Annotated in this window: 18 protein-coding genes; 14 read left to right on the top strand and 4 right to left on the bottom strand. The window is 67.4% G+C overall.

From position 1 onward, the window contains the following. The first annotated feature begins 25 nt into the window (after window positions 1-25). The 6 genes from AC3G88_RS06485 (at window position 26) to AC3G88_RS06460 (ending at window position 6,138) form a co-directional block, all read left to right on the top strand. Window positions 26-1,186 carry an HPP family protein gene (locus AC3G88_RS06485; protein ID WP_488893244.1) on the top strand — a complete coding sequence of 387 codons (1,161 nt, stop codon included), beginning with the start codon at window positions 26-28 and terminating at the stop codon, window positions 1,184-1,186. 121 nt (window positions 1,187-1,307) lie between these two features. Continuing rightward, window positions 1,308-2,411, top strand: a complete 1,104-nt coding sequence (locus AC3G88_RS06480; RefSeq protein ID WP_488771014.1) for an AI-2E family transporter — start codon at window positions 1,308-1,310, stop codon at window positions 2,409-2,411. Continuing rightward, a complete protein-coding gene (locus tag AC3G88_RS06475; RefSeq protein ID WP_488771013.1) occupies window positions 2,408-3,085 on the top strand; it encodes a paraquat-inducible protein A in 678 nt (225 codons plus the stop codon). Before AC3G88_RS06480 ends, AC3G88_RS06475 begins: the two co-directional genes overlap by 4 nt. A 59-nt stretch (window positions 3,086-3,144) precedes the next feature. Continuing rightward, entirely contained in the window at window positions 3,145-3,852 is a 708-nt protein-coding gene (locus tag AC3G88_RS06470; protein WP_488771356.1) for a paraquat-inducible protein A, read from the top strand. Further along, a complete protein-coding gene (locus tag AC3G88_RS06465; protein WP_488771012.1) occupies window positions 3,839-5,470 on the top strand; it encodes a PqiB family protein in 1,632 nt (543 codons plus the stop codon). The genes AC3G88_RS06470 and AC3G88_RS06465 overlap by 14 nt, the downstream gene beginning before the upstream one ends. Continuing rightward, window positions 5,467-6,138 (top strand): PqiC family protein, encoded by a 672-nt coding sequence (locus tag AC3G88_RS06460; protein ID WP_488771011.1) that lies wholly within the window; start codon window positions 5,467-5,469, stop codon window positions 6,136-6,138. Before AC3G88_RS06465 ends, AC3G88_RS06460 begins: the two co-directional genes overlap by 4 nt. A 4-nt stretch (window positions 6,139-6,142) precedes the next feature. On the opposite strand, the gene AC3G88_RS06455 is transcribed toward AC3G88_RS06460, so the two are convergent. After that, complete coding sequence (locus tag AC3G88_RS06455; RefSeq protein WP_488771010.1) at window positions 6,143-6,694, bottom strand: nucleoside 2-deoxyribosyltransferase; 552 nt, start codon at window positions 6,692-6,694, stop codon at window positions 6,143-6,145. A 97-nt stretch (window positions 6,695-6,791) separates the two neighbouring features. Then, window positions 6,792-7,085, bottom strand: a complete 294-nt coding sequence (locus tag AC3G88_RS06450) for a hypothetical protein (RefSeq protein ID WP_488771008.1) — start codon at window positions 7,083-7,085, stop codon at window positions 6,792-6,794. Window positions 7,086-7,163: 78 nt separating this feature from the next. Here AC3G88_RS06450 and AC3G88_RS06445 point away from each other — a divergent pair, with 78 nt between their 5' ends. The 5 genes from AC3G88_RS06445 to AC3G88_RS06425 all read left to right on the top strand — a co-directional run bounded on the left by AC3G88_RS06445 (window position 7,164) and on the right by AC3G88_RS06425 (window position 13,543). Next, a complete protein-coding gene (locus tag AC3G88_RS06445; RefSeq protein ID WP_488771007.1) occupies window positions 7,164-7,742 on the top strand; it encodes a fimbrial protein in 579 nt (192 codons plus the stop codon). A gap of 97 nt (window positions 7,743-7,839) precedes the next feature. Continuing rightward, the gene (locus tag AC3G88_RS06440; RefSeq protein ID WP_488893243.1) at window positions 7,840-8,613 is read left to right on the top strand and encodes a fimbria/pilus periplasmic chaperone; all 774 of its coding nucleotides are present in this window, start codon (window positions 7,840-7,842) and stop codon (window positions 8,611-8,613) included. A gap of 2 nt (window positions 8,614-8,615) precedes the next feature. Further along, complete coding sequence (locus tag AC3G88_RS06435; protein WP_488771005.1) at window positions 8,616-11,183, top strand: fimbria/pilus outer membrane usher protein; 2,568 nt, start codon at window positions 8,616-8,618, stop codon at window positions 11,181-11,183. Between the two features lie 35 nt (window positions 11,184-11,218). Then, window positions 11,219-12,235 carry a fimbrial protein gene (locus AC3G88_RS06430; protein WP_488771004.1) on the top strand — a complete coding sequence of 339 codons (1,017 nt, stop codon included), beginning with the start codon at window positions 11,219-11,221 and terminating at the stop codon, window positions 12,233-12,235. Between the two features lie 195 nt (window positions 12,236-12,430). After that, window positions 12,431-13,543 carry a fimbrial protein gene (locus AC3G88_RS06425; protein ID WP_488893242.1) on the top strand — a complete coding sequence of 371 codons (1,113 nt, stop codon included), beginning with the start codon at window positions 12,431-12,433 and terminating at the stop codon, window positions 13,541-13,543. A 37-nt stretch (window positions 13,544-13,580) separates the two neighbouring features. Here the strand turns inward: AC3G88_RS06425 and AC3G88_RS06420 are convergent, their stop codons facing one another. Together AC3G88_RS06420 and AC3G88_RS06415 are read right to left on the bottom strand one after the other, a co-directional pair. Beyond that, window positions 13,581-14,435 (bottom strand): tetratricopeptide repeat protein, encoded by an 855-nt coding sequence (locus AC3G88_RS06420; RefSeq protein WP_488771002.1) that lies wholly within the window; start codon window positions 14,433-14,435, stop codon window positions 13,581-13,583. A 10-nt stretch (window positions 14,436-14,445) separates the two neighbouring features. Then, window positions 14,446-16,518, bottom strand: a complete 2,073-nt coding sequence (locus AC3G88_RS06415; RefSeq protein ID WP_488893241.1) for a bifunctional 2',3'-cyclic-nucleotide 2'-phosphodiesterase/3'-nucleotidase — start codon at window positions 16,516-16,518, stop codon at window positions 14,446-14,448. A gap of 275 nt (window positions 16,519-16,793) precedes the next feature. Between AC3G88_RS06415 and modA the strand changes: the two genes are divergently transcribed. From modA to AC3G88_RS06400, 3 genes are read left to right on the top strand one after another with little or no spacing between them, the layout of a single operon-like run. Next, window positions 16,794-17,573 (top strand): molybdate ABC transporter substrate-binding protein, encoded by a 780-nt coding sequence (gene modA / locus AC3G88_RS06410; RefSeq protein ID WP_488771000.1) that lies wholly within the window; start codon window positions 16,794-16,796, stop codon window positions 17,571-17,573. Between the two features lie 60 nt (window positions 17,574-17,633). Then, the gene (modB, locus tag AC3G88_RS06405; RefSeq protein WP_488770999.1) at window positions 17,634-18,350 is read left to right on the top strand and encodes a molybdate ABC transporter permease subunit; all 717 of its coding nucleotides are present in this window, start codon (window positions 17,634-17,636) and stop codon (window positions 18,348-18,350) included. 7 nt (window positions 18,351-18,357) lie between these two features. Then, window positions 18,358-19,080: a sulfate/molybdate ABC transporter ATP-binding protein gene (locus AC3G88_RS06400; RefSeq protein ID WP_488770998.1), complete on the top strand. Its 723-nt coding sequence runs from the start codon at window positions 18,358-18,360 to the stop codon at window positions 19,078-19,080. Window positions 19,081-19,082 lie beyond the last annotated feature (2 nt).

The following is a 19,082-nucleotide window of genomic DNA, read 5'->3' as shown; positions in this document are numbered from 1 at the left end:
CCCTCCAAAGCCGCCCCCGCTTTCGATGCCCGCTGCATTCGACCCGACCTCCACCGTCGCCGAGGCCCGTGCCTGGCTGCGCACTTTTGTCCCGATGCCGATCGCCGCCAACTGGCGCGAGCGGCTAAAGAGCTGCCTGGGCGCCCTGATCGGCCTGGCGCTGACTGAATGGATCTGCCGCCAGTTCCTGCTGGGATTCAACCCATGGTTTATCGCGCCGATGGGTGCGTCCGCCGTACTGCTGTTCGGCGTACCGTCCAGTCCACTCGCCCAGCCGTGGTCGATCATCGGCGGCAATATGGTGGCGGCTACCGTGGGCGTGGCCTGCGCGAAATGGATACCGGACCCCGGCCTCGCGGCGGGCGTGGCGGTGGCTGGCGCCATTGCCCTGATGTTCCAGCTGCGCTGCGTACACCCGCCCAGCGGTGCGGTGGCCGTCACTGCCGTATTTGGCGGGCCTGCGGTGCAGGCGCTGGGCTTTGGCTTCGTGGTGATTCCGGTGGCCGTCAATTCGATGCTGCTGCTGCTGACCGCCCTGGCCTTTAACAACCTCGCCCGGCGCCGCTATCCGCACCGCCCACCCGAGCCGGCGGCGCAGCACCACACCCGGGACGTGCCGCCCAGCAAGCGCGTGGGCTTCACCCGGGCCGACCTCGATGCGGTGCTGGCCGCGCGCGGTGAATTCCTGGATATCGAGGAAGACGACCTGGAGGCCATCCTGGTGGCGGCCGAGCTGCGCGCCCATTCGCGCCGCTTTGGCGAGGTGCTGTGCGGCGACATCATGTCGCGCGACGTGGTGGCGGTGCGGCCGGGCCAGCTGGCCGCCGATGCGTCCGCGCTGATGACGCGCCATCACATCAAGGCGCTGCCCGTGATGGATCGCCAGCGCCGTCTGCTTGGCATTCTCACGCAAAGTGACTTTTTCCGCGCCTATCGCGTGAACTCGCGCCGCGTGAATGGGGCGGTGCGCGACCTGATGACCCGTGCCGTGATCACCGCGCGCGCCGAGCATCCGATCGTCAGCCTGGCCCAGGCGTTCTCCGACGGCGGCCTGCACCATGTGCCGGTGCTGGACGAACGCAACCGCGTGGTGGGCATGGTCACGCAATCGGACCTCGTGGCCGCGCTGCTGCGCCAGAGCGACCGGGCCATGGACATGGCCGAAGCCGGCAAGCCAGCGGGGTGATTCGCCGCCGGGCGCCTCGCCCGGCAATCGTTGACCCGGCAAGGGATTACCCGGAACCCGCATCGAATTCCGCTATGCTTACGGCGTTCTCGCAACATGGGCGCCGGACTGGCGTGCAACGATGAGTTCCGGACAACTGATTGAAAAGCTCGCCGCGGTCTTTGCGCTGATCGCCCTGATCGGCGGGTCCCTGCTGGTACTGGCCCCGTTTGCCACCGCGCTGGTCTGGGGCGCGATCCTGGCCTACAGCTCGTGGTATCCCTACACCGTGCTCACGCGGTGGCTGGGCAACCGGCGCGGACTGGCCGCGCTGATCTGCGTGCTGATCGCCACGATCATCGTGCTGGGCCCGTTCGTCTATGCCGGCGCCAGCTTCTCGGCCCATATCGACGAACTGACCGGCCTGGTCAACCGCTACGCCGAACGCGGCATCCCGCAACTGCCTGAATGGCTCAGCAGCCTGCCCTATGTGGGCCCGCAGCTGCAATCGAACTACGACCAGATCATCCACGCCGACTCAGAAATGGTGGCCAACCTGCGCAAGCTGATCGCGCCGGTGGGCCATGCGGTGCTGGGTGCGGGGCTGTCCATCGGCGGCGGCCTGGGCCAGCTGGCCCTGTCGATCATCCTGGCGTTCTTCTTCTATACCGGCGGCGAACTGGCCGTGGACTGGCTGCGTGGCGGCATGCGCCGGGTGGCCGGCGAGCGCGCCGACCACCTGATGGCGCTGGCCGGCGGCACCATCAAGGGCGTGGTCTACGGCGTGCTGGGTACCGCGTTCGTGCAGGCCGTGCTGGCCGCCATCGGCTTCTGGATCGCGGGCGTGCCCGGCGCGGCCATCCTGGGCCTGATCACGTTCTTCCTGTCGGTGGTGCCGATGGGCCCGCCGCTGGTGTGGATTCCGGCCGCGCTGTGGCTCTATCACAGCGGCGACACCGGCTGGGCCATCTTCATGGTGGTCTGGGGCGGCGCGGTGGTGGGCATGGCCGACAACGTCATCAAGCCGCTGCTGATCAGCAAGGGCACCAGCCTGCCGCTGATCTGGATCATGATGGGCGTGCTGGGCGGCGCACTGGCGTTCGGCTTCCTGGGCGTCTTCCTGGGCCCGACCGTGCTCGCGGTGGCCTACGCGCTGCTGCGCGACTGGACCATCGGCTCGCAGGAACGCCCCGGCGTGACCGACGTGACGCCGGCGCCGCCCTCGCAATTGACGCCGGACGCATGACGCCGGACGCGCACGTCTCGTCCCCGCCCCCGGCGCAGGACCTGCACCGGCTTGTGGCCTGCGAGTATTGCGACGCGCTCTACGAGCGCACCGCGCTGGCGCCGGGCGAGCGCGCCACCTGCCTGCGCTGCGGCGGCGTGCTGTACCGCGAGAGCAGCCGCGCCTACCAGCGCCTGCTGCCGCTGGTGGTCACCGCGCTGATCCTGTTCCTGGTATCGAACACGTACCCGATCGTCGAGATGGACCTCAAGGGCGTGCGCACCGAGACCACGCTTTGGGGGGCGGTGCAAGCGCTGCACAGCGACCACATGACGCTGGTGGCGATGCTGGTGTTCGGCACCACGATCCTGTTCCCGCTCGCCGAGATGCTGATGATGTGCTACCTGCTGGTGCCGATGGCGCGCCATCGCATGCCGCCCGGCTTCGACCGGATCGTGCGCGGCATCCGCCAGACGCGGCCGTGGGGCATGATCGAGGTCTTCATGATCGGCGTGCTGGTGACCGTGGTGAAGCTGTCGACCATGGCCCAGGTGATTCCGGGCGTGGCGCTGTGGTCGTTTGGCGCGCTGGTGGTGGTGCTGGCCGCAATGCTGTCGTTCGATCCGCGCGACCTGTGGCACTACCTTGAGCCGGCCGGCGCCGACGAGGCCCCGCCCCGGGAGGACACCGCGTGACCGGCCCGCGCCCCTCGCGCACGGCCCAGGCCCGCGAACAGCTGGCCCGCTCGCGCCGCATGGCCGCCGACGTGGTGGCCGAGCTGACCGACGACGACGAACGCACGCCCCTGGCGCAGGTGCCCACGGCGACATCGCGCGGCCTGCTGTCCTGCCACGCCTGCGACCTGGTCAGCCCGATCGCGCTCGCGGGCCAGCCCTGCCCGCGCTGCGGCGCCACGCTCCACCAGCGCAAGCCGGCCAGCCTGGCCCGTACCTGGGCCTTCCTGCTGTCGGCGTTCATCCTGTATATCCCGGCCAACCTGCTGCCGGTGATGGTGACCGAATCGATCCTGGGCACGCAGCGCGACACGATCATGTCCGGCGTGATCTACCTGTGGCTGTCGGGCTCGCACATGCTGGCCGGCGTGGTGCTGATCGCCAGCATCATCGTGCCGCTGCTGAAGATGCTGATCCTGACGCTGCTGCTGGCATCGGTCCATTTCAAATCGACATGGCGCATCCGCCAGCAGACCCGGCTCTATGGCCTGGTCGAAATCATCGGCCGCTGGTCGATGCTCGATATCTTCGTGGTGGCCCTGCTGGCGTCTCTGGTACGCGCCGGCGCGCTGGCCACCATCATTCCCGGGGGCGGGGCGCTGGCCTTTGCTTCCGTCGTGGTCATGACCATGCTGGCGTCGCTGTCGTTCGACCCACGCCTGCTGTGGGATTCGCTCGACCCGTCCGCCCCTTCGAAATTGCCGGAATCCGACAATGCCCGATCCTGATACCCCTACCCCATCGCCCGGCGTACCCCAGCCCGCACGCAAGCGCCGCGCCCCGTGGCTGCCATCGCTGGTCTGGCTGATCCCGATCGTGGCGGCCGTGGTGGGCATCTCGCTGCTGGTCAACACGCTGACGTCGCGCGGCCCCGAGATCACCGTCACCTTCCGCACCGCCGAGGGCCTGACCCCGGGCAAGACCGCCGTGCGCTACAAGGACGTGGACATCGGGCTGGTCAAGTCGGTACGGCTCGCGTCCGACCGGTCTCACGTGCTGGCGTCGATCGAGCTGACCAAGGACGCCGAGAACTTCGCCGTCAAGGACACGCGCTTCTGGGTGGTGCGGCCGCGCTTTGCCATCAGCGGCGTGTCGGGGCTGGAAACCCTGCTGTCGGGCGCCTATATCGGCGTGGATGCCGGCAAGTCCCCGGAAAGCCGGCGCAGCTTCACGGGCCTGGAAGTGCCGCCGGTGGTCACCGCCGATGCGTCGGGGCGGCAGTTCGTGCTGCGTGCGCAGGACCTGGGATCGCTGGATATCGGCTCGCCGGTCTACTACCGGCGCGTGCCGGTCGGCCAGGTGGTGGCCTACCAGCTCGAGCCCAACGGGCGCGATATCACGCTGCGCGTGTTCGTCAACAAGCCCTACGACAAGCTCGTGACGGCCGATACCCGCTTCTGGCACGCCAGCGGCGTGGACCTGAAACTCGATGCCGGCGGCCTGAAGCTGTCCACGCAATCGCTGGTCACCGTGCTGCTGGGCGGCGTGGCATTCCAGGCGCCCGAGAACACCAGCGCGCATGAAGCGGCCGCCGAGAACACCCAGTATCTGCTGGCCGCCGACCAGGCCGAGGCGATGAAGGAACCCGAGGAACTGGCGCCGACGCTGGCCGTGCTGAACTTCGACCAGTCGGTGCGCGGGCTGTCGCCGGGCGCGCCGGTGGACTTCCGGGGCGTGATCGTGGGCCAGGTGCGCTCGATCGGCATCGAATACCAGCGCGACAGGAAGGCGTTCCGCATGCCGGTGGTGGTGGAGCTCTATCCCTCGCGCATGGGCTTCCGCGAACGCGACGTGGCCGACGAGGCGCGCAAGCGCACCATCGTGCAGGCGCTGGTCAAGCGCGGCATGCGCGCGCAGCTGCGCACCGGCAACCTGCTGACCGGCCAGCTGTACGTGGCGCTCGACTTCTTCCCGAAGGCGCCGCCGGCCAAGGACATCGACCTCGAAGCCCCGATGCCGGAATTCCCGACCACGCCGGGCACGTTCGACGAACTGCAGGCCAAGCTGGGCGATATCGTCAACAAGATCGACAAGGTGCCGTTCGAGCAGATCGGCCAGGATGCGCGCACGGCCATCGTGTCGATGAACAAGATGCTGGAAACGGCCGACAAGCTTGTGGCGCAGCTCAATGGCGACGTGGCGCCGCAGGTGCTGGCCGCGCTGCAGGATGCGCGCCGGACCCTGACGGCGGCCAACGGCACGCTGGCGTCGGATGCGCCGCTGCAGCAGGACACACGGCGCATGCTGCAGGAACTGACGCGCACGGCGGTGTCGCTGCGCGCGCTGACCGATTATCTGGAACGCCACCCCGAGGCGCTGCTGCGCGGCAAGACGGAGGACAAATGATGAAACGTTCGCTGACACTCGGCGCGACGCTGCTGGCGGCGGCATGGCTGGCCGGCTGCGCCTCGCCCGAGCCCCGCTACTACACGCTGGCGACCGGTGCCGCGGCACCGGCCGGCGCGCCAACCCCGGCCGCCAATGCCACCGCCACGCAGCCGGTATGGATAGAGGTGGCGCCGGTGCGCGTGCCCGAGCGCCTGAACCGCGCGCAACTGGTGGTGACCGATGGCAATACGGGCAATGTGAAGCTGCTCGACCAGTCGCGCTGGTCGTCACCGCTGCCTGACGAACTGCGCGATGCGCTGTCGCAGCAGTTGCAGGGCAACCTGGGGGCCGTGGACACGTACCAGCAAGGGATCTCGGATGTCTCGCCGGTGTTCCGCATCACGACCGAAGTGGTGCGGCTGGACGCCGATCCGGGCCAGCGCGCGGGGGCATCGATTGCATGGACGGTGCGCCGCCTGCCCGATGGCCGCGTGCTGAGCGGGCGCACCGAAGCCGACCTGCCCGCGCCGGGCCAGGTCGATGGCGTGGTGGGCGCCTATCGCCAGATCGTGGCCACCACGGCATCGGATATCGCTGCCGGCGTGCAATCGCTGCGCGTGCAGGGCGGCACGGCCGCATTTTCGGCCCCCGCCCCGGCCTCACCGGCCCGCCAGGCGGGCAAGTAGGCAGCTAGTCCTCCGCGTCGCCATTGGCCTGCGCCTGCGCACGACGCGCGGCGCGGCGCCGGTCGGCCCCGGCCATCTCGGCCAGACAGGCCTCGGCATCGCCCTTCACCAGCCGCACGCTGCAGGCCAGCATCAGGTTCATCGGCAGGCCGAAGTTCTCGACCACGTAGTCGTTGGCGTCGCGCGCATCGCCATCGTCGTCGGTCGACACGCGCACGCGGTCCAGCAGCGTGCCGGCATCGGCCGCGTAGCCCCACACCGGTTTCTGTAGCGCCACGGCAAAGCCGACCTCGAAGGCCGTGCCGCTGTCGGGCTCCCCGGGGCCGCGAAAGTCGTCCAGGTTCGCCATCACGATATCGGCCCGCCGGATCAGCGCGATATTGGCCTCGTAGATCCATTGCGCGGTGTCGGGCCCCGACAACCCCTTCGGGGCCGCCTTGTCCAGCGGATAGCACCCTTCGAAACCATACCGGGCGCAAAGCGCCTTCAGATGCTCGCCCCAGGCGAGCGCATCCTTGCGAAATACGTCGAAACCGGCGAGGTAGACGGTCTTCATGGCAGGTCCTCGGTTGGGGCACGCCGGAAGCATACCGCAGGCGGCATCGCCGTTTCGTTGGGTTGCCTCCTTCGTTGCGAACTAAGGAAATTTCTGATCATATATCGGCATCCCATTCAATGCCGGACGATGAATACGGCCATGGCAATTGGTTATCCGCCCAGGCCCGTAAAACCACGGCACGTTGTCCGCTCGGACGCTTCCGAAAATCAATAGAAATAGCCCCAAAAATCAAATAAATGTTTTCGGCAAATTCCAGAAAATAACGATTCAGCAGGATTATCCGTATCGGTACTGTTTGCTCCGTCAGGAAAGCGCGATGCGCAAGCCGCGTCATGCGCGCCGTGCCGGGGCGGATGCCTTGTGCATGGTTGCGCCTGATTCGCGGCATGGCTGTCCTTGCGTTTCGCCCGACCTTCCCGGTCCGGCCTGGCAGCGATCCCTCTCAACCCATGACATGAGGTCCACAGTGAACCACCATCGAACGAAAATCCTCGCAGCGTCCCTACTGCTTGCCGTGTTGAGTCCGGCCGCGTCCGCCTCTGACGGCACCATCACCTTTACCGGCCGGATCACCTCGAACACCTGCACGATCTCCGGCAATGGCGGGGGCACCGACTTCACGGTGGCCTTGCCGCCCGTTTCGGCGTCGACCCTGGCGACCGCGGGCAATATCGCCGGCCGTACGCCGTTCAACTTCCAGCTCACCGGCTGCACCCCCGCCACCGGCGACGTGGCGGTCTACTTCGAGCCGGGCGCCGCCGTGGACCTGGCCACCGGCCGCCTGATCAACACCACCGTCAGCGCGCCAGGAGTCGGCGACACCCCGGCGGTCGTGGCCGCCACCAACGTGCAGATCGGTGTGCTGAATGCCGACCTGACGAACGTCGCCGTGGGCGCTGCGTTTGCCTCGCAGAACACCCAGCAAGTGGCCATCACGGGCGGCACGGCTTCGCTGCAGTACTACGCGCAGTACGTGGCAACGGGCGGTGCGGCCACCCAAGGCACTTTCACCTCCGCGTTGACGTATTCGGTCGTGTACCCGTAACCAGCGGCGCCATCCGTGCTCGCGTCCGCCGGCATGCCCTCCCGCATGCCAGCACTACCGGCCGGCCTCGTGCCGGCCTTACTGCCCGCCGTTCATCATGCTCAAGACATCCCGCCACCGCGCAGCCATGGCTGCCGTTTTCCTGGCCTTGGCCGCGCCCGGCGCCCTTGCGTCCGTGGTCCTGAACGGGACCCGCGTCGTCTATCCGGAATCGGAACGCGAAGTCACCCTCAAGGTCACCAACGAGGGCGACACGCCATCGCTGGTGCAGGCATGGATCGACGACGGCGACGCGAACGCCTCGCCGGAGGAAGCGAAATCGCCCTTTACGCTGACGCCCCCGCTGTTCAGACTGGATCCGAAGAAGGGACAGACGCTGCGCATCATCCACCTGCAGCAGCCCCTGCCCGGTGATCGCGAGTCGCTGTTCTGGCTGAACGTGCTCGATGTCCCGCCGGTGGCGTCGGGCGCCACCGCGCAGCAGAACTCGCTGCAGTTCGCATTCCGGACGCGCATCAAGCTGCTGTTCCGCCCCGCCGGCCTGCCCGGCGACGCGTCCAGCGCGCCCGCGCGGGTCGCCTGGCGCCTGGTGCGCAAGGACGACGGTAGCCAGGTGCTGACCGCCCTGAACCCCACGCCCTATCACATCACCTACACCAGGGTGGAGGCCACCGCGCGCGGCCATGTGTACGCCGTTGACGCCGGTGCCATGGCGAAGCCCGGCGCGACGGTGGAGTTCCCGATCGACGGCACACACCCCGCCTCTGGCGAGCCGGACCAGGTGCACTACACGTTCATCAACGACTTTGGCGCCGCCGTCACGGGCACCCACAGGAAGCGGCCGGCCGCGCCAGCTGTCACGGGGCAATGACGATGCACAAGCCAAGACCAAGGCCGTCGCGCGTGCTGGCCGCGCACTGGGTACTGGTCACGTCGCTGCCGGCGGCGGCACTGGCTGGTGAGTCCGGCAAGGCGGCCACGGTCGCCACGGTGCAGTTCAACGCGCAGTTCCTGAAGCGGTTGGACGGCTCCACGGTCGATGTCAGCCGATTCGCCAACGGCAACCCGGTCTCGGCCGGCGACTATCCCGTCGACATCTACCTGAACGGCGCGTGGATTGCGCGCGAGACCGTGCGGTTCCGTCCGCAGGACACCGGCGTCGCGCCCTGCATGGACGGCGCGGTCATTGCCCGGCTCAACCTCGACGAGCAGGCGTTGCCGTCCACCAGCCGCAACGCCATTGCCCGGGCCATCCGGGGCCAATGCACCCAGCCCTCGGCGATCTCGGAGGACATCGGCTGGTCGTTCAACCTCAACGATCTGCGCCTGGACCTCAGCATTGCCCAGGCCCTGCTGCGCCGCACGCCGCGCGGCAGCGTCAGCCCCGAACTGCTTGACGATGGCGTGCCGTCGGCCACGGTTGCCTACAACCTCAACACGTTCCACACCACCGGGCATGGCGGGGGCACGTTCACTTATCTGGGTCTCGATGCAGGTCTGAACATCGGGCCCTGGCACTTGCGCCAGCGGTCGTCGATGAGCTGGCAGTCGGTCGGCAAGGACAGCTACAACTACCAGAACATCGCCACCTATGTGCAGCGGGACATTTCCGCCTGGCGCAGCCAGCTCACGCTGGGCGACGCCTATACCGATGGTGCCGTCTTCGACAGCTTCTCCGTGCGCGGCGCGAACCTGGCCAGCGACGACCGGATGCTGCCGGACTCGTCGCGCGGCTATGCGCCGCTGGTACGCGGCGTGGCACGCTCGAACGCGCGCGTCACGGTCACGCAGAACGGCAACAAGCTCTACGAGACGACCGTCGCCCCCGGCCCGTTCGAGATCAGGGATCTCTATGCCACCGGCTACGGCGGCAACCTGCTGGTCACGGTGACCGAGGCCGATGGCAGCCAGAGCAGCTTTACCGTGCCCTATGCGTCGGTCGTGCAATTGCTGCGCCCCGGCATCACCCGCTATTCGGCGGCGGCAGGCGAATACCGCACCGAGTCGAGCCTCCAGAAAAAGCGCGAGAAGCTCGTGCAGGGCACGGTGCAGCACGGCTTCAACAATCTCGTCACGGGCTACGCGGGCCTGGTGCTCTCGGAGGGATACCAGGCGGGGCTGCTTGGCGCGGCCTTCAACCTGCCCGTGGGCGCCTTCGCCCTGGACGCCACGCATGCGCGCGCCATGATCCCCGGCTTCGAGGACAGCAGCGGGCAGAGCGTGCGCATCAGCTATAGCAAGTTCGTGCCGACGACCAGCACCAACATGACCATCGCGGCATACCGCTACGCGACCCGCGGCTTCTGGACGATGCGCGATGCATTTGCCGCGCGTTCCAGCGGTGGCAACGCCCGCGCGGTGGACCGCCAGCGCAGCCAGATCCAGCTCACCTTGAACCAGGGCCTGGGCGATCGATGGGGCAGTCTCTATCTGACCGGCACGTCTGCCGAGTACTGGAACCGGCGCGGCACGGCGCTGATGTTCCAGGTGGGCTACAGCAACGCAGCCAACCTGTTGGGGCTGCCGATGACCTACAACATCGCGGCGTCGCGCCAGCGCGAACTACTGACCGGGCGGTTCAGCACGCAGGTCTTCGCCAGCCTGACCGTCCCCCTGGGAAAGGGCAGCCATGCCCCGATGCTGTCCTTCTCGGGGACGCACAACAGCGGCAACGAGTCGTCGCAGCAGATGCGGCTGAGCGGCACGGCGCTGGAAGACAACGCGGTGACCTACGGCCTGAACGTCGACCGGATGCCGCACGCGACCACGGGCGGCGGCAATGTCCAGTACCGCACGCCGTACACCACCGTATCGGCGTCGGTCAGCGGCGGCAGCCAATACACCCAGTACTCGGGCGGGCTGCAAGGGGCACTCGTGGCGCACCCGGGCGGCGTCACGCTGGCCAACTACCTCGGCGACACCATCGGCATCATCGAGGCCAAGGGCGCCTCGGGCGCGCGGGTTGCCAACGCGCCGGGCGTCAGGATCGACGCGTTCGGCTACGCCATCGTGCCGTACCTCCAGCCCTACAACATGAACACGATCGAACTGAACCCGAAAGGCCTGCCGCTGGACGTCTCGCTGGACGCAACCAGCACCCAGGTGGCACCCCGTGCGAACGCCGCAGTGAAGATCACGTTTGCGGCGCTGACCGGCCGTTCGGCCATCGTGTCCGCCACCCTGCCGAACGGCAAGCCGCTGCCGTTCGGGGCGACGGTGTCGGACGACAAGCAGGCCGATATCGGCGTGGTGGGCCAGAGCGGCATCATCTTCGCGCGCGGCATCGAGCAGGCCGGACAGTTGCAGGTGACATGGGGCACGGAGAGCAGCCAACGCTGCACCATTGCATACGAACTGCCACCACGGGACAAGAACGCCACCACGTATGCCCAGGTGCGCGCCGTATGCCAGCCTCAGCCCGATACGGAGGTCAAAGCGTGACAAGCGTGATGCCACACCCGCACCGCAGCCCATGCGTGGGCAGAGTCATCGCGTCCGGACTGCTGGCCTGCCTGCCGGCCATCGTCCACGCGCAGGATCGACCGGTTCGACAATGCACAATCCAGTCGGATGTGGCCTCCATCGCGTTCAGCGGCTTCAGCATCCCCAGGGACGCCGTGGTGGGCACCGCATTGAGCGAAGTCGTGACCACCGCTGCACACGTGACGTGCCCTGCCAATCCCGCTGACTATGGCGGCCCGTCCGTCGGCGGCCCCGGCTTCTATCTGCAACTGTTTCCCAGCCTGCGGCTTGCCACCGGCGTGACAGGGGTGTGGGCCACGGGCACGCAGGGCGTCGGCGTGCGCGTGATCTCCGTGGATTTCCGAAACTCGGTGGTGTCCAGTGTCGGCACAGGCAGCAAGACCGATTTCGGGCCACGCGTCGCGCGTCGGGCCCCCTACACGGGGACTTACCGCTTCTCGTACCAGTTGATCAAGACGGGGCAGATCGTCGGCACGGGGCATATCTCCACGGGCAACATGTTCGCCCTGCGCAGCCACAACATCCCCGCCAACACCACCTCGGCCGCACAGGCACAGGTGTTCCTGCGCGACTCGGCGTTCAACGCACTGACTTGCCGGGTTACCACGCCCAGCGTCGATGTGCCGCTGCGCAATGTCAATGTGACGGAACTCCGGACCCGGGGCGACAGTGCCGGTAGAACCAACTTCCTCATCGCGCTGCAATGCGATGCCGGCTCGGACGTCCATATCACGCTGACCGACGCGACAAGACCTGCCAACCGCACCAACCTGCTCACGCTCACCAGCGCCTCCACGGCACGCGGTGTCGGCATCCGCATCCGCAACCCTGACGACAATCCCGTGCGTTTCGGGCCGGACTCGCCCGTCGCGGGCAACACGAATCAATGGCGGGTGGGCACGTCGGACGCCACCGACAGCATCGCGATGAGCGCCGAGTACGTGGCCAGCGGCACAGTCAGCCCGGGCACGGTCCGGGCGCTGGCCACCTTCACGATGAGCTACCAGTGATTGGGGAGTAGATGCCCGTCCCGCCGGGGCGGCAACGCTGCCGATGGACGAGGGGCATTGCCCGATGGGGGTTTCAGCGCCCCCCTGTTCTTCGGTGACCGCCGAGCTGAAAACAAACAGACGTGCCGCCCCAACAGGGTCGATGTGGGGCATGGCACGCGGGCGGCGGCACCACACCTGCTGCAACTTTGCTCGATGGATTTACTGCTACCCAGCCGCTCTCCAGCGGGCGGAAGCCAGTACATGAGGGATAACATGGCAACACTTCAGACCTGTGCGCGTCGTTCTGGACGACTTCTCTTCGCAATGCTGCCGGGGCTCGTCGGTGGCCTGCTCGGCCTGACGCCGGACCGCGTCCTCGCCCAGCAGTGCACGCTCGGCCCCCAATCGTCCAGTTTCGCCTTTTCGAATATCAACGTTTCGCGCGATGCGCCGATCGGGGCCACGATCAGCGAACAAAGAACGCTGACGATTTCAGTCGGATGTCCGCGCATGAGATACAACAGCCAGGGCGTATCCGTCCAGCTGATGCCCACGCTGAATGTATCCACCACGGTGCTGGACGTGTGGGAATCCGGCATTCCAGGCATCGGCATCCGCGTCAACGCGCGCCGAACCGGCCGGGGCGGCGCGGGTGGCTATGGCGCGGCTTCCGACACGTCCGCAGGCACTTACAGGACGCTCTCCACGTACGCTTACTCGCTGACGAACGGCTACACGGGAACCTTGATCATGACGCACCAGCTGGTCAAGACCGGGCAGATCAACACCAATGGCCAGATCAACATCGGCCCCATCTACTCGCTTCGCAGTCTCAACCGGGACAACGGCAGCGCGTCGGGCACACAGGCAACCGTTTCGATGGGCAACAGCACCGTGGCATCGCGCTCCTGCCGCGTCACCACGCCGAGCGTTGCGGTTCCCATGGAACCCGCACATGCCATGGCACTGGAGGAAGCTGGCGCCACCACGGGACGCACTGGCTTCTTCATCGGCCTGCAGTGCGATACCGACACGAACGTCTTCATCACCCTGACAGACGCCACGATGCCGGGCAACCGGACCGACCTGCTTACGCTGGCCAGCGATTCCACGGCGCAAGGCGTGCGCCTGCGCATCCGGAATCCGGACAACGAGCCTGTCAGGTTCGGTCCCGACTCGGCCACGGCAGGGACGGTGAACCAGTGGCGCGTCGGTCAATCCAGCGGCGTCACGAACATCCGTATGAGCGCCGAATACGTCTCCACCGGCAACGTCATGGCCGGCACCGTCCGTGGCCTGGCGACGTTCACGATGAGCTATCAGTAGCGGGGGCCGGCGGCGGAGCGCCCGGGTGGGCGGGCCATCAGGGATTGATGGCCGGATGCTTGAGCGCGTGCGCCGCCTCGGCCATGTGCTGGCGGTAACTGCGGTCGTCCTGCACGAGCCCTAGTTCGCCGTTGCGATAGGCCATGGCGAGCGTCTGGATCGACGCGGGATGCTCGCGTTCGGCCGCCGCTTCGTACCACGCCACCGCACGGGCATCGTCCTGCGCCACGCCCTCGCCTTCGCGATAGGCATTGCCGAGCAGGAACATGGCCTGCGCCACACCGCCATCGGCGGCCACCTTGAACCAGCGTGCCGCGCTGGCCGGATCGGGCGTGCGGCCATGGCCGCCGCGATACAACAGGCCCAGGTAGTAGGCCGCGCCGATGTCGCCACCATTGGCCGCCGCATCGAGCAGGCGCCAGGCCAGCGGCAGGTCTGCCCGGCCGCTGGCCAGCGTGCCGAGCATCGCCGCCTTGCCGAGCACGAACCGGGCATGCACATGGCCGCTGTCCGCCGCCATGCGCAGCCAGCGTTCGCCCTCTGCACGCGTGGCCGCGTCGGTGCGCGACATCATCGTTTCGCCAAGTGCGGCCCGCGCGGCGGTTTCGCCGGCGCGGGCGGCCTGCTGCAGCTGATCCAGCGCGCCGGCATCGTCAGCCGATGTCGCCAGCCACTGCCACTGCGACAGTTCGGCGTGGCGCGTGTCGGACTGGTGCCGCCACATCGCTGCGCCGGCCACGCCGGCTGCGGCCACCGTCACCGCCAGTGTGGCGGCCACGAACAGCGGATGGATGCGCAACAGGCGACGCAACAGGCGGCGCGATGCGGCGCGCGCGGGCGCGGGCGCGGGCGCGGGCGAGGGCGTGGCGGAGGCGGTAGCAGAAGCTGGCATCGTGGATGGATTACTGGTTCAGATCGATCTTGTACTTCGACAGGTTCTTGCCCGAGCCGTCGTCGGCCGCGACCAGGGACACGCCGGCCACGCCGCCCGCCGCTGCCTGCGCCAGCATGCCCACGCCCGAGCTGAACACCACGTCGCCGGCGGTCGCCACTTTCGTGAAGTGCCAGCTGCGGGCGCTGCCGTTGGCGGCGCGGGTCACGTTGGCGACGGCCTTCACGTACTGGATCAGCACGTCGCGGTTGGCGTCCGGCGACGCGTAGACCGTTTTGGTACCGTCCAGGCCCGGGAAGTTGCCGCCACCGCTGGCGCGGTAGTTGTTGGTGGCCACGATGAAGTCCATGGCCGACGTGACCGGCGCCCCCTTGTAGGTCAGGTTCTTGATGCGGTTGCCCACCGTCTGCGTCACGTCGATCTCGTACTGCATGTCCGCGTCGGTGAACATGTCGAAGTTGTAGCCCGGGAACGAGCTGATCAGCGGCTGCTCGGCGGCCAGCGCCGGGTTGATCTGGTTGAATCGCCTGGCCGCGGTTTCCAGCCAGGCCTTCAGTTCGTCGCCATTGACCTTCACCGCGTAGACGGTGTTCGGATACAGGTAGAGATCGGCCGCGTTGTTGATGGCCAGGTTGCCGGACGCCACGTCGGTATAGTCGTTGCCGCCGCCGAAACCGCTCTTGAACGGTGCCGACACCGACAGCACGGGCAGCGAGGCCAGCGCCGGCAGGTTGGCGGCGATGTAGTCCTTCACGTACTTCGCCTGCGCCTGGTTCACGATCTGGATCGCGCCCGGGTCGCCCACATCGGCAAAGTAGCTGGTCATGCGGTAGTTCGTGCTGCCGATCGGCGTCTTCACGTACTGGATGGTGGCCTGGTGTTCGGTGTCGATGGCCGGTGCCACGCTGGCGTCGGCGGCCACGTAGGTCTTGTCGGCATTCTGGATCGAGCGGGCCTCAACCCTGGTGTTGGCACGGTCCACGCTCCAGTTCTTGCCGTCGTAGTTCAGCGCCAGGTTGACCACGCCCAGGTGCTTGCCCCAGTAGTTGGCCATCACGGTCGGCACGCCGTTGACCGTGCCGCGGGCCTTGTCCACGCCCGGCAGGTTGAACTGGGCCACCGTACTGGTGGCATCGGGGAAGATCTGGTGCGAGTGGCCAATCAGCATGGCGTCCACGCCCTCCACCTTCGACAGGTGATAGCTGCCGTTCTCCATCGTCGGCGAGTACGTGGAATTGTCCAGCCCGCCGTGCGAGATCACCACCACCAGGTCGGCGCCCTTGGCGCGCATTTCGGGGATGTACTTCCTGGCAGTCTCGACCACGCCTTCGGTGTAGACCTTGCCGTCGAGCCAGCGTTTGTCCCAGCTCAGGATGGCCGGCGGTGCAAAGCCGATGATGCCGACCTTGATCGGTGCCGACACGGTCTTGCCGTCCGGGCCCGTCGCCGTGATCGTCTTGTTCAGGATCGCGTACGGCTGGAACAGCGGCTGGCGCGTCTTCACACTGTAGACGTTGGCCAGCACCTGCGGAAACTTCGGCCCGGCGCAGGTCTGCTGCGCGGACGGGTCCGGCAGCCCATCGACCTGGAAGCGGTTGCCCGTGACCTGGCTCAGGTATTGCAATCCGTAGTTGAATTCGTGGTTGCCGATGCCGCCGCCGTCGAACCCGGCCGCGTTCATCACCTTGTACATGGCCAGCGTCTCGCCGCAGCCGATCGGCTTGACCAGCGCCTGGTAGTCGGACAGCGCGGTGCCCTGGATGGTGTCGCCGTTGTCCAGCAGCATGCTGTTCGGGAATTCGGCACGTGCCGCCTTGATCAGCGTGGCCACGCGCTCGAAACCAATCGACTTGTCCTCGGCGAGCTTGAAGTAGTCATAGCTGAGCACATTGGTGTGCAGATCCGTGGTTTCCAGCAGCGCCAGCGTGGACTTCGTACCGGCCGGGATCGACGTGTTGCCGTTGCCGCCGTTGCCGCCGCTGTTGCCGCTGTCCGCGTTGTTGTTGTCGTCGGCGCCGCAGGCGGCCAGCACGGCGGTGGCCACGGCCGCCAGCATGGCGGCGCGGATGCGATGGTTTTGCATGGTCTCGGATTTCCCTGTCGTGTTCTGTTTATGGTGCAGCCAGGGGAATTGTCGGAAGCCGGGATGGCAGGGAAGTGGCGAAATCGCGTCACTACCGTGACAATCCGCGCACATATGCCAAAAACGTCATATTTATACGGCACCCGGGAGCTGCCAGGACGATTTCGATCCGCTGAAGACCCTTATTCGTTGGCGCAATTGACGCTGCGTTATATAGGCGCTTATATTGCGGATGCAAACCATCGAGCACTCCACACCCTTCCGCCGCATCTGCCATGAGCCTCTATCCCTTTGCTCCCCTTGCGCGCCGCGCGGCCGCCGGCGCCGCCCTGCTTGCCCTGACCCTGGCCGCGCCGTCGGCCTTTGCCGCCGATCTGGTGGTGTCTGCCGCTGCCAGCCTGACCAACGCGTTCAAGCAGCTGGGCGAGCAATTCGAGCGCGCCCATCCCGATACCAGGGTGGTGCTGAACTTTGGCGCGTCGGACGTGCTGATGCAGCAGATCGTCAAGGGCGCGCCGGCCGACGTGTTCGCCTCGGCCGACCAGAGCGCCATGGACAAGGCCGAGACCGAAAAGGTCGTGCAGGCCGCCACGCGCAAGGACTTCGCGGCCAATGCGATCGTGCTGATCGTGCCCCATGACAGCAAGCTGAACATCGCCGCGCCGAAGGACCTGACCCGCGCCGATATCAAGCGCGTTGCCTATGGCAACCCGTCGTCGGTGCCGGTGGGCCGCTACACCAAGGGCGCGCTGGCGTCCCAGGGGCTGTGGGATGCCGTCGAGGCCAAGGGCGTGCCGGCCCAGAACGTGCGCCAGGCGCTGGACTATGTGGCGCGCGGCGAGGTCGATGCCGGCTTCGTGTTCGCCACCGACGCCGCCGTGATGCCGGAGAAGGTCAAGGTCGCCGCGCGCGTGCCGGCCGCCACGCCGGTGACCTATCCGATCGCCGTGACCACGCAGAGCAGGCAGGCGCCCCAGGCCAATGCGTTCGTGCAGTACGTGCTGTCGCCGGAAGGCCAGGCCACGCTGGCGCGGTACGGTTTCCAGAAGCCCTGAGTTTCCACGGCTTGCCCCGGGTCACCCGGTTCCCCCCAATCACCGTCTGAAATCATCGCCATGGATGCTGTCTGGGTTCCGCTGCTGCTGTCGCTCAAGGTGGCGGGGTGGGCCACCTTGCTCAATGCCGTGCTCGGCGTGGCCGCCGCCTATGCCATCGCGCGCTGGCGCTCGCGGGCGCGCGATGTGGTCGATGCCATCCTGACGCTGCCGCTGGTGCTGCCCCCTACCGTGCTGGGCTACTACCTGCTGGTGCTGGTGGGACGGCGGGGCGTATTCGGGGCCTGGCTGGAAAACCTGGGCATCGAACTGGTGTTCACCTGGCAGGGCGCGGTCCTGGCTTCGACCGTGGTGGCGTTTCCGCTGGTGCTCAAGTCGGCACGCGCCGCGTTCGAGGGCGTCGATCACCAGCTTGAAAATGCGGCCCGCGTGCTGGGCGTCTCCGAATCCGCCATCTTCTTCCGCGTAACGCTGCCCATGGCGTTGCCCGGCATCGTGGCCGGTGTGCTGCTGGCCTTTGCGCGGGCGCTGGGCGAATTCGGTGGCACGCTGATGGTGGCCGGCAACCTGCCGGGCCGCACGCAAACGCTGTCGGTCGCCATCTACGAGGCCGTGCAGGCCGGCAACGACGACACGGCGAACCTGCTGGTGCTGGTGACGTCGCTCACCTGCATCGTGCTGCTGGTAGTGGCCGCGCGGCTCGTGCCGCCGGCCCAGCGCGGCACCGGCGCCGTGTTCGAGCGCCGCAGGTTCCGGCGCGACGCCATCAGCGGGTGAGATCGACATGAGCATGCAGATCACCGTCCGGAAACGCATGGCATCGCAAGATCGCCAATTCGCGCTCGATATTTCGTTCGAATCGGATAGCCGGCGCATTGCGCTGTTCGGCCCGTCCGGCGCCGGCAAGAGCCTGACGCTGCGGGCCATTGCCGGTTTGATGGCGCCCGACAGCGGCCGCATCGTGCTCAATGGCCGCACGCTGTTCGACAGCGACACCGGCATCGACGTTCGGCCGCAGGAGCGCCGCGTGGCCTACCTGTTCCAGGATTACGCGCTGTTCCCGCACCTGACCGTATCGCAGAACATTGCGTTCGGGCTCAGGCGGGGCTGGCGCAATCCGGCGCGCCGCGCGCTGCCGCCCGAGGCCGCGCGCTGGGTCGAGGCATTCGGCCTGGAGGAGATCGTCAACCAGTATCCGTCGCAGATTTCAGGCGGGCAGAAGCAGCGCGTGGCGCTGGCCCGCGCCCTGGTGGCACGGCCCGACATCCTGCTGCTGGACGAACCGTTTTCGGCGCTGGACCCCGCCTTGCGCACGCGGATGCGCGAGGAACTGCGCGCGCTGCAGGAAAGCCTGGATGTGCCGATGCTGATGATCTCGCACGACCCCGAAGACGTCGAAGTGCTGGGCGACCACGTGCTGGAAATCCGCGAAGGCCGCATCCACGCCAGCGGCCGCGCGCACCGGCACCCGCAGGTCTACGCGCCCGCGAGCACCCACGCTGTGTAGCG

Source organism: Cupriavidus sp. 86D6 (assembly GCF_057815095.1).
Note: the sequence above shows the minus strand (reverse complement) of the source record. Positions and strands in the feature narration are given on the sequence as shown.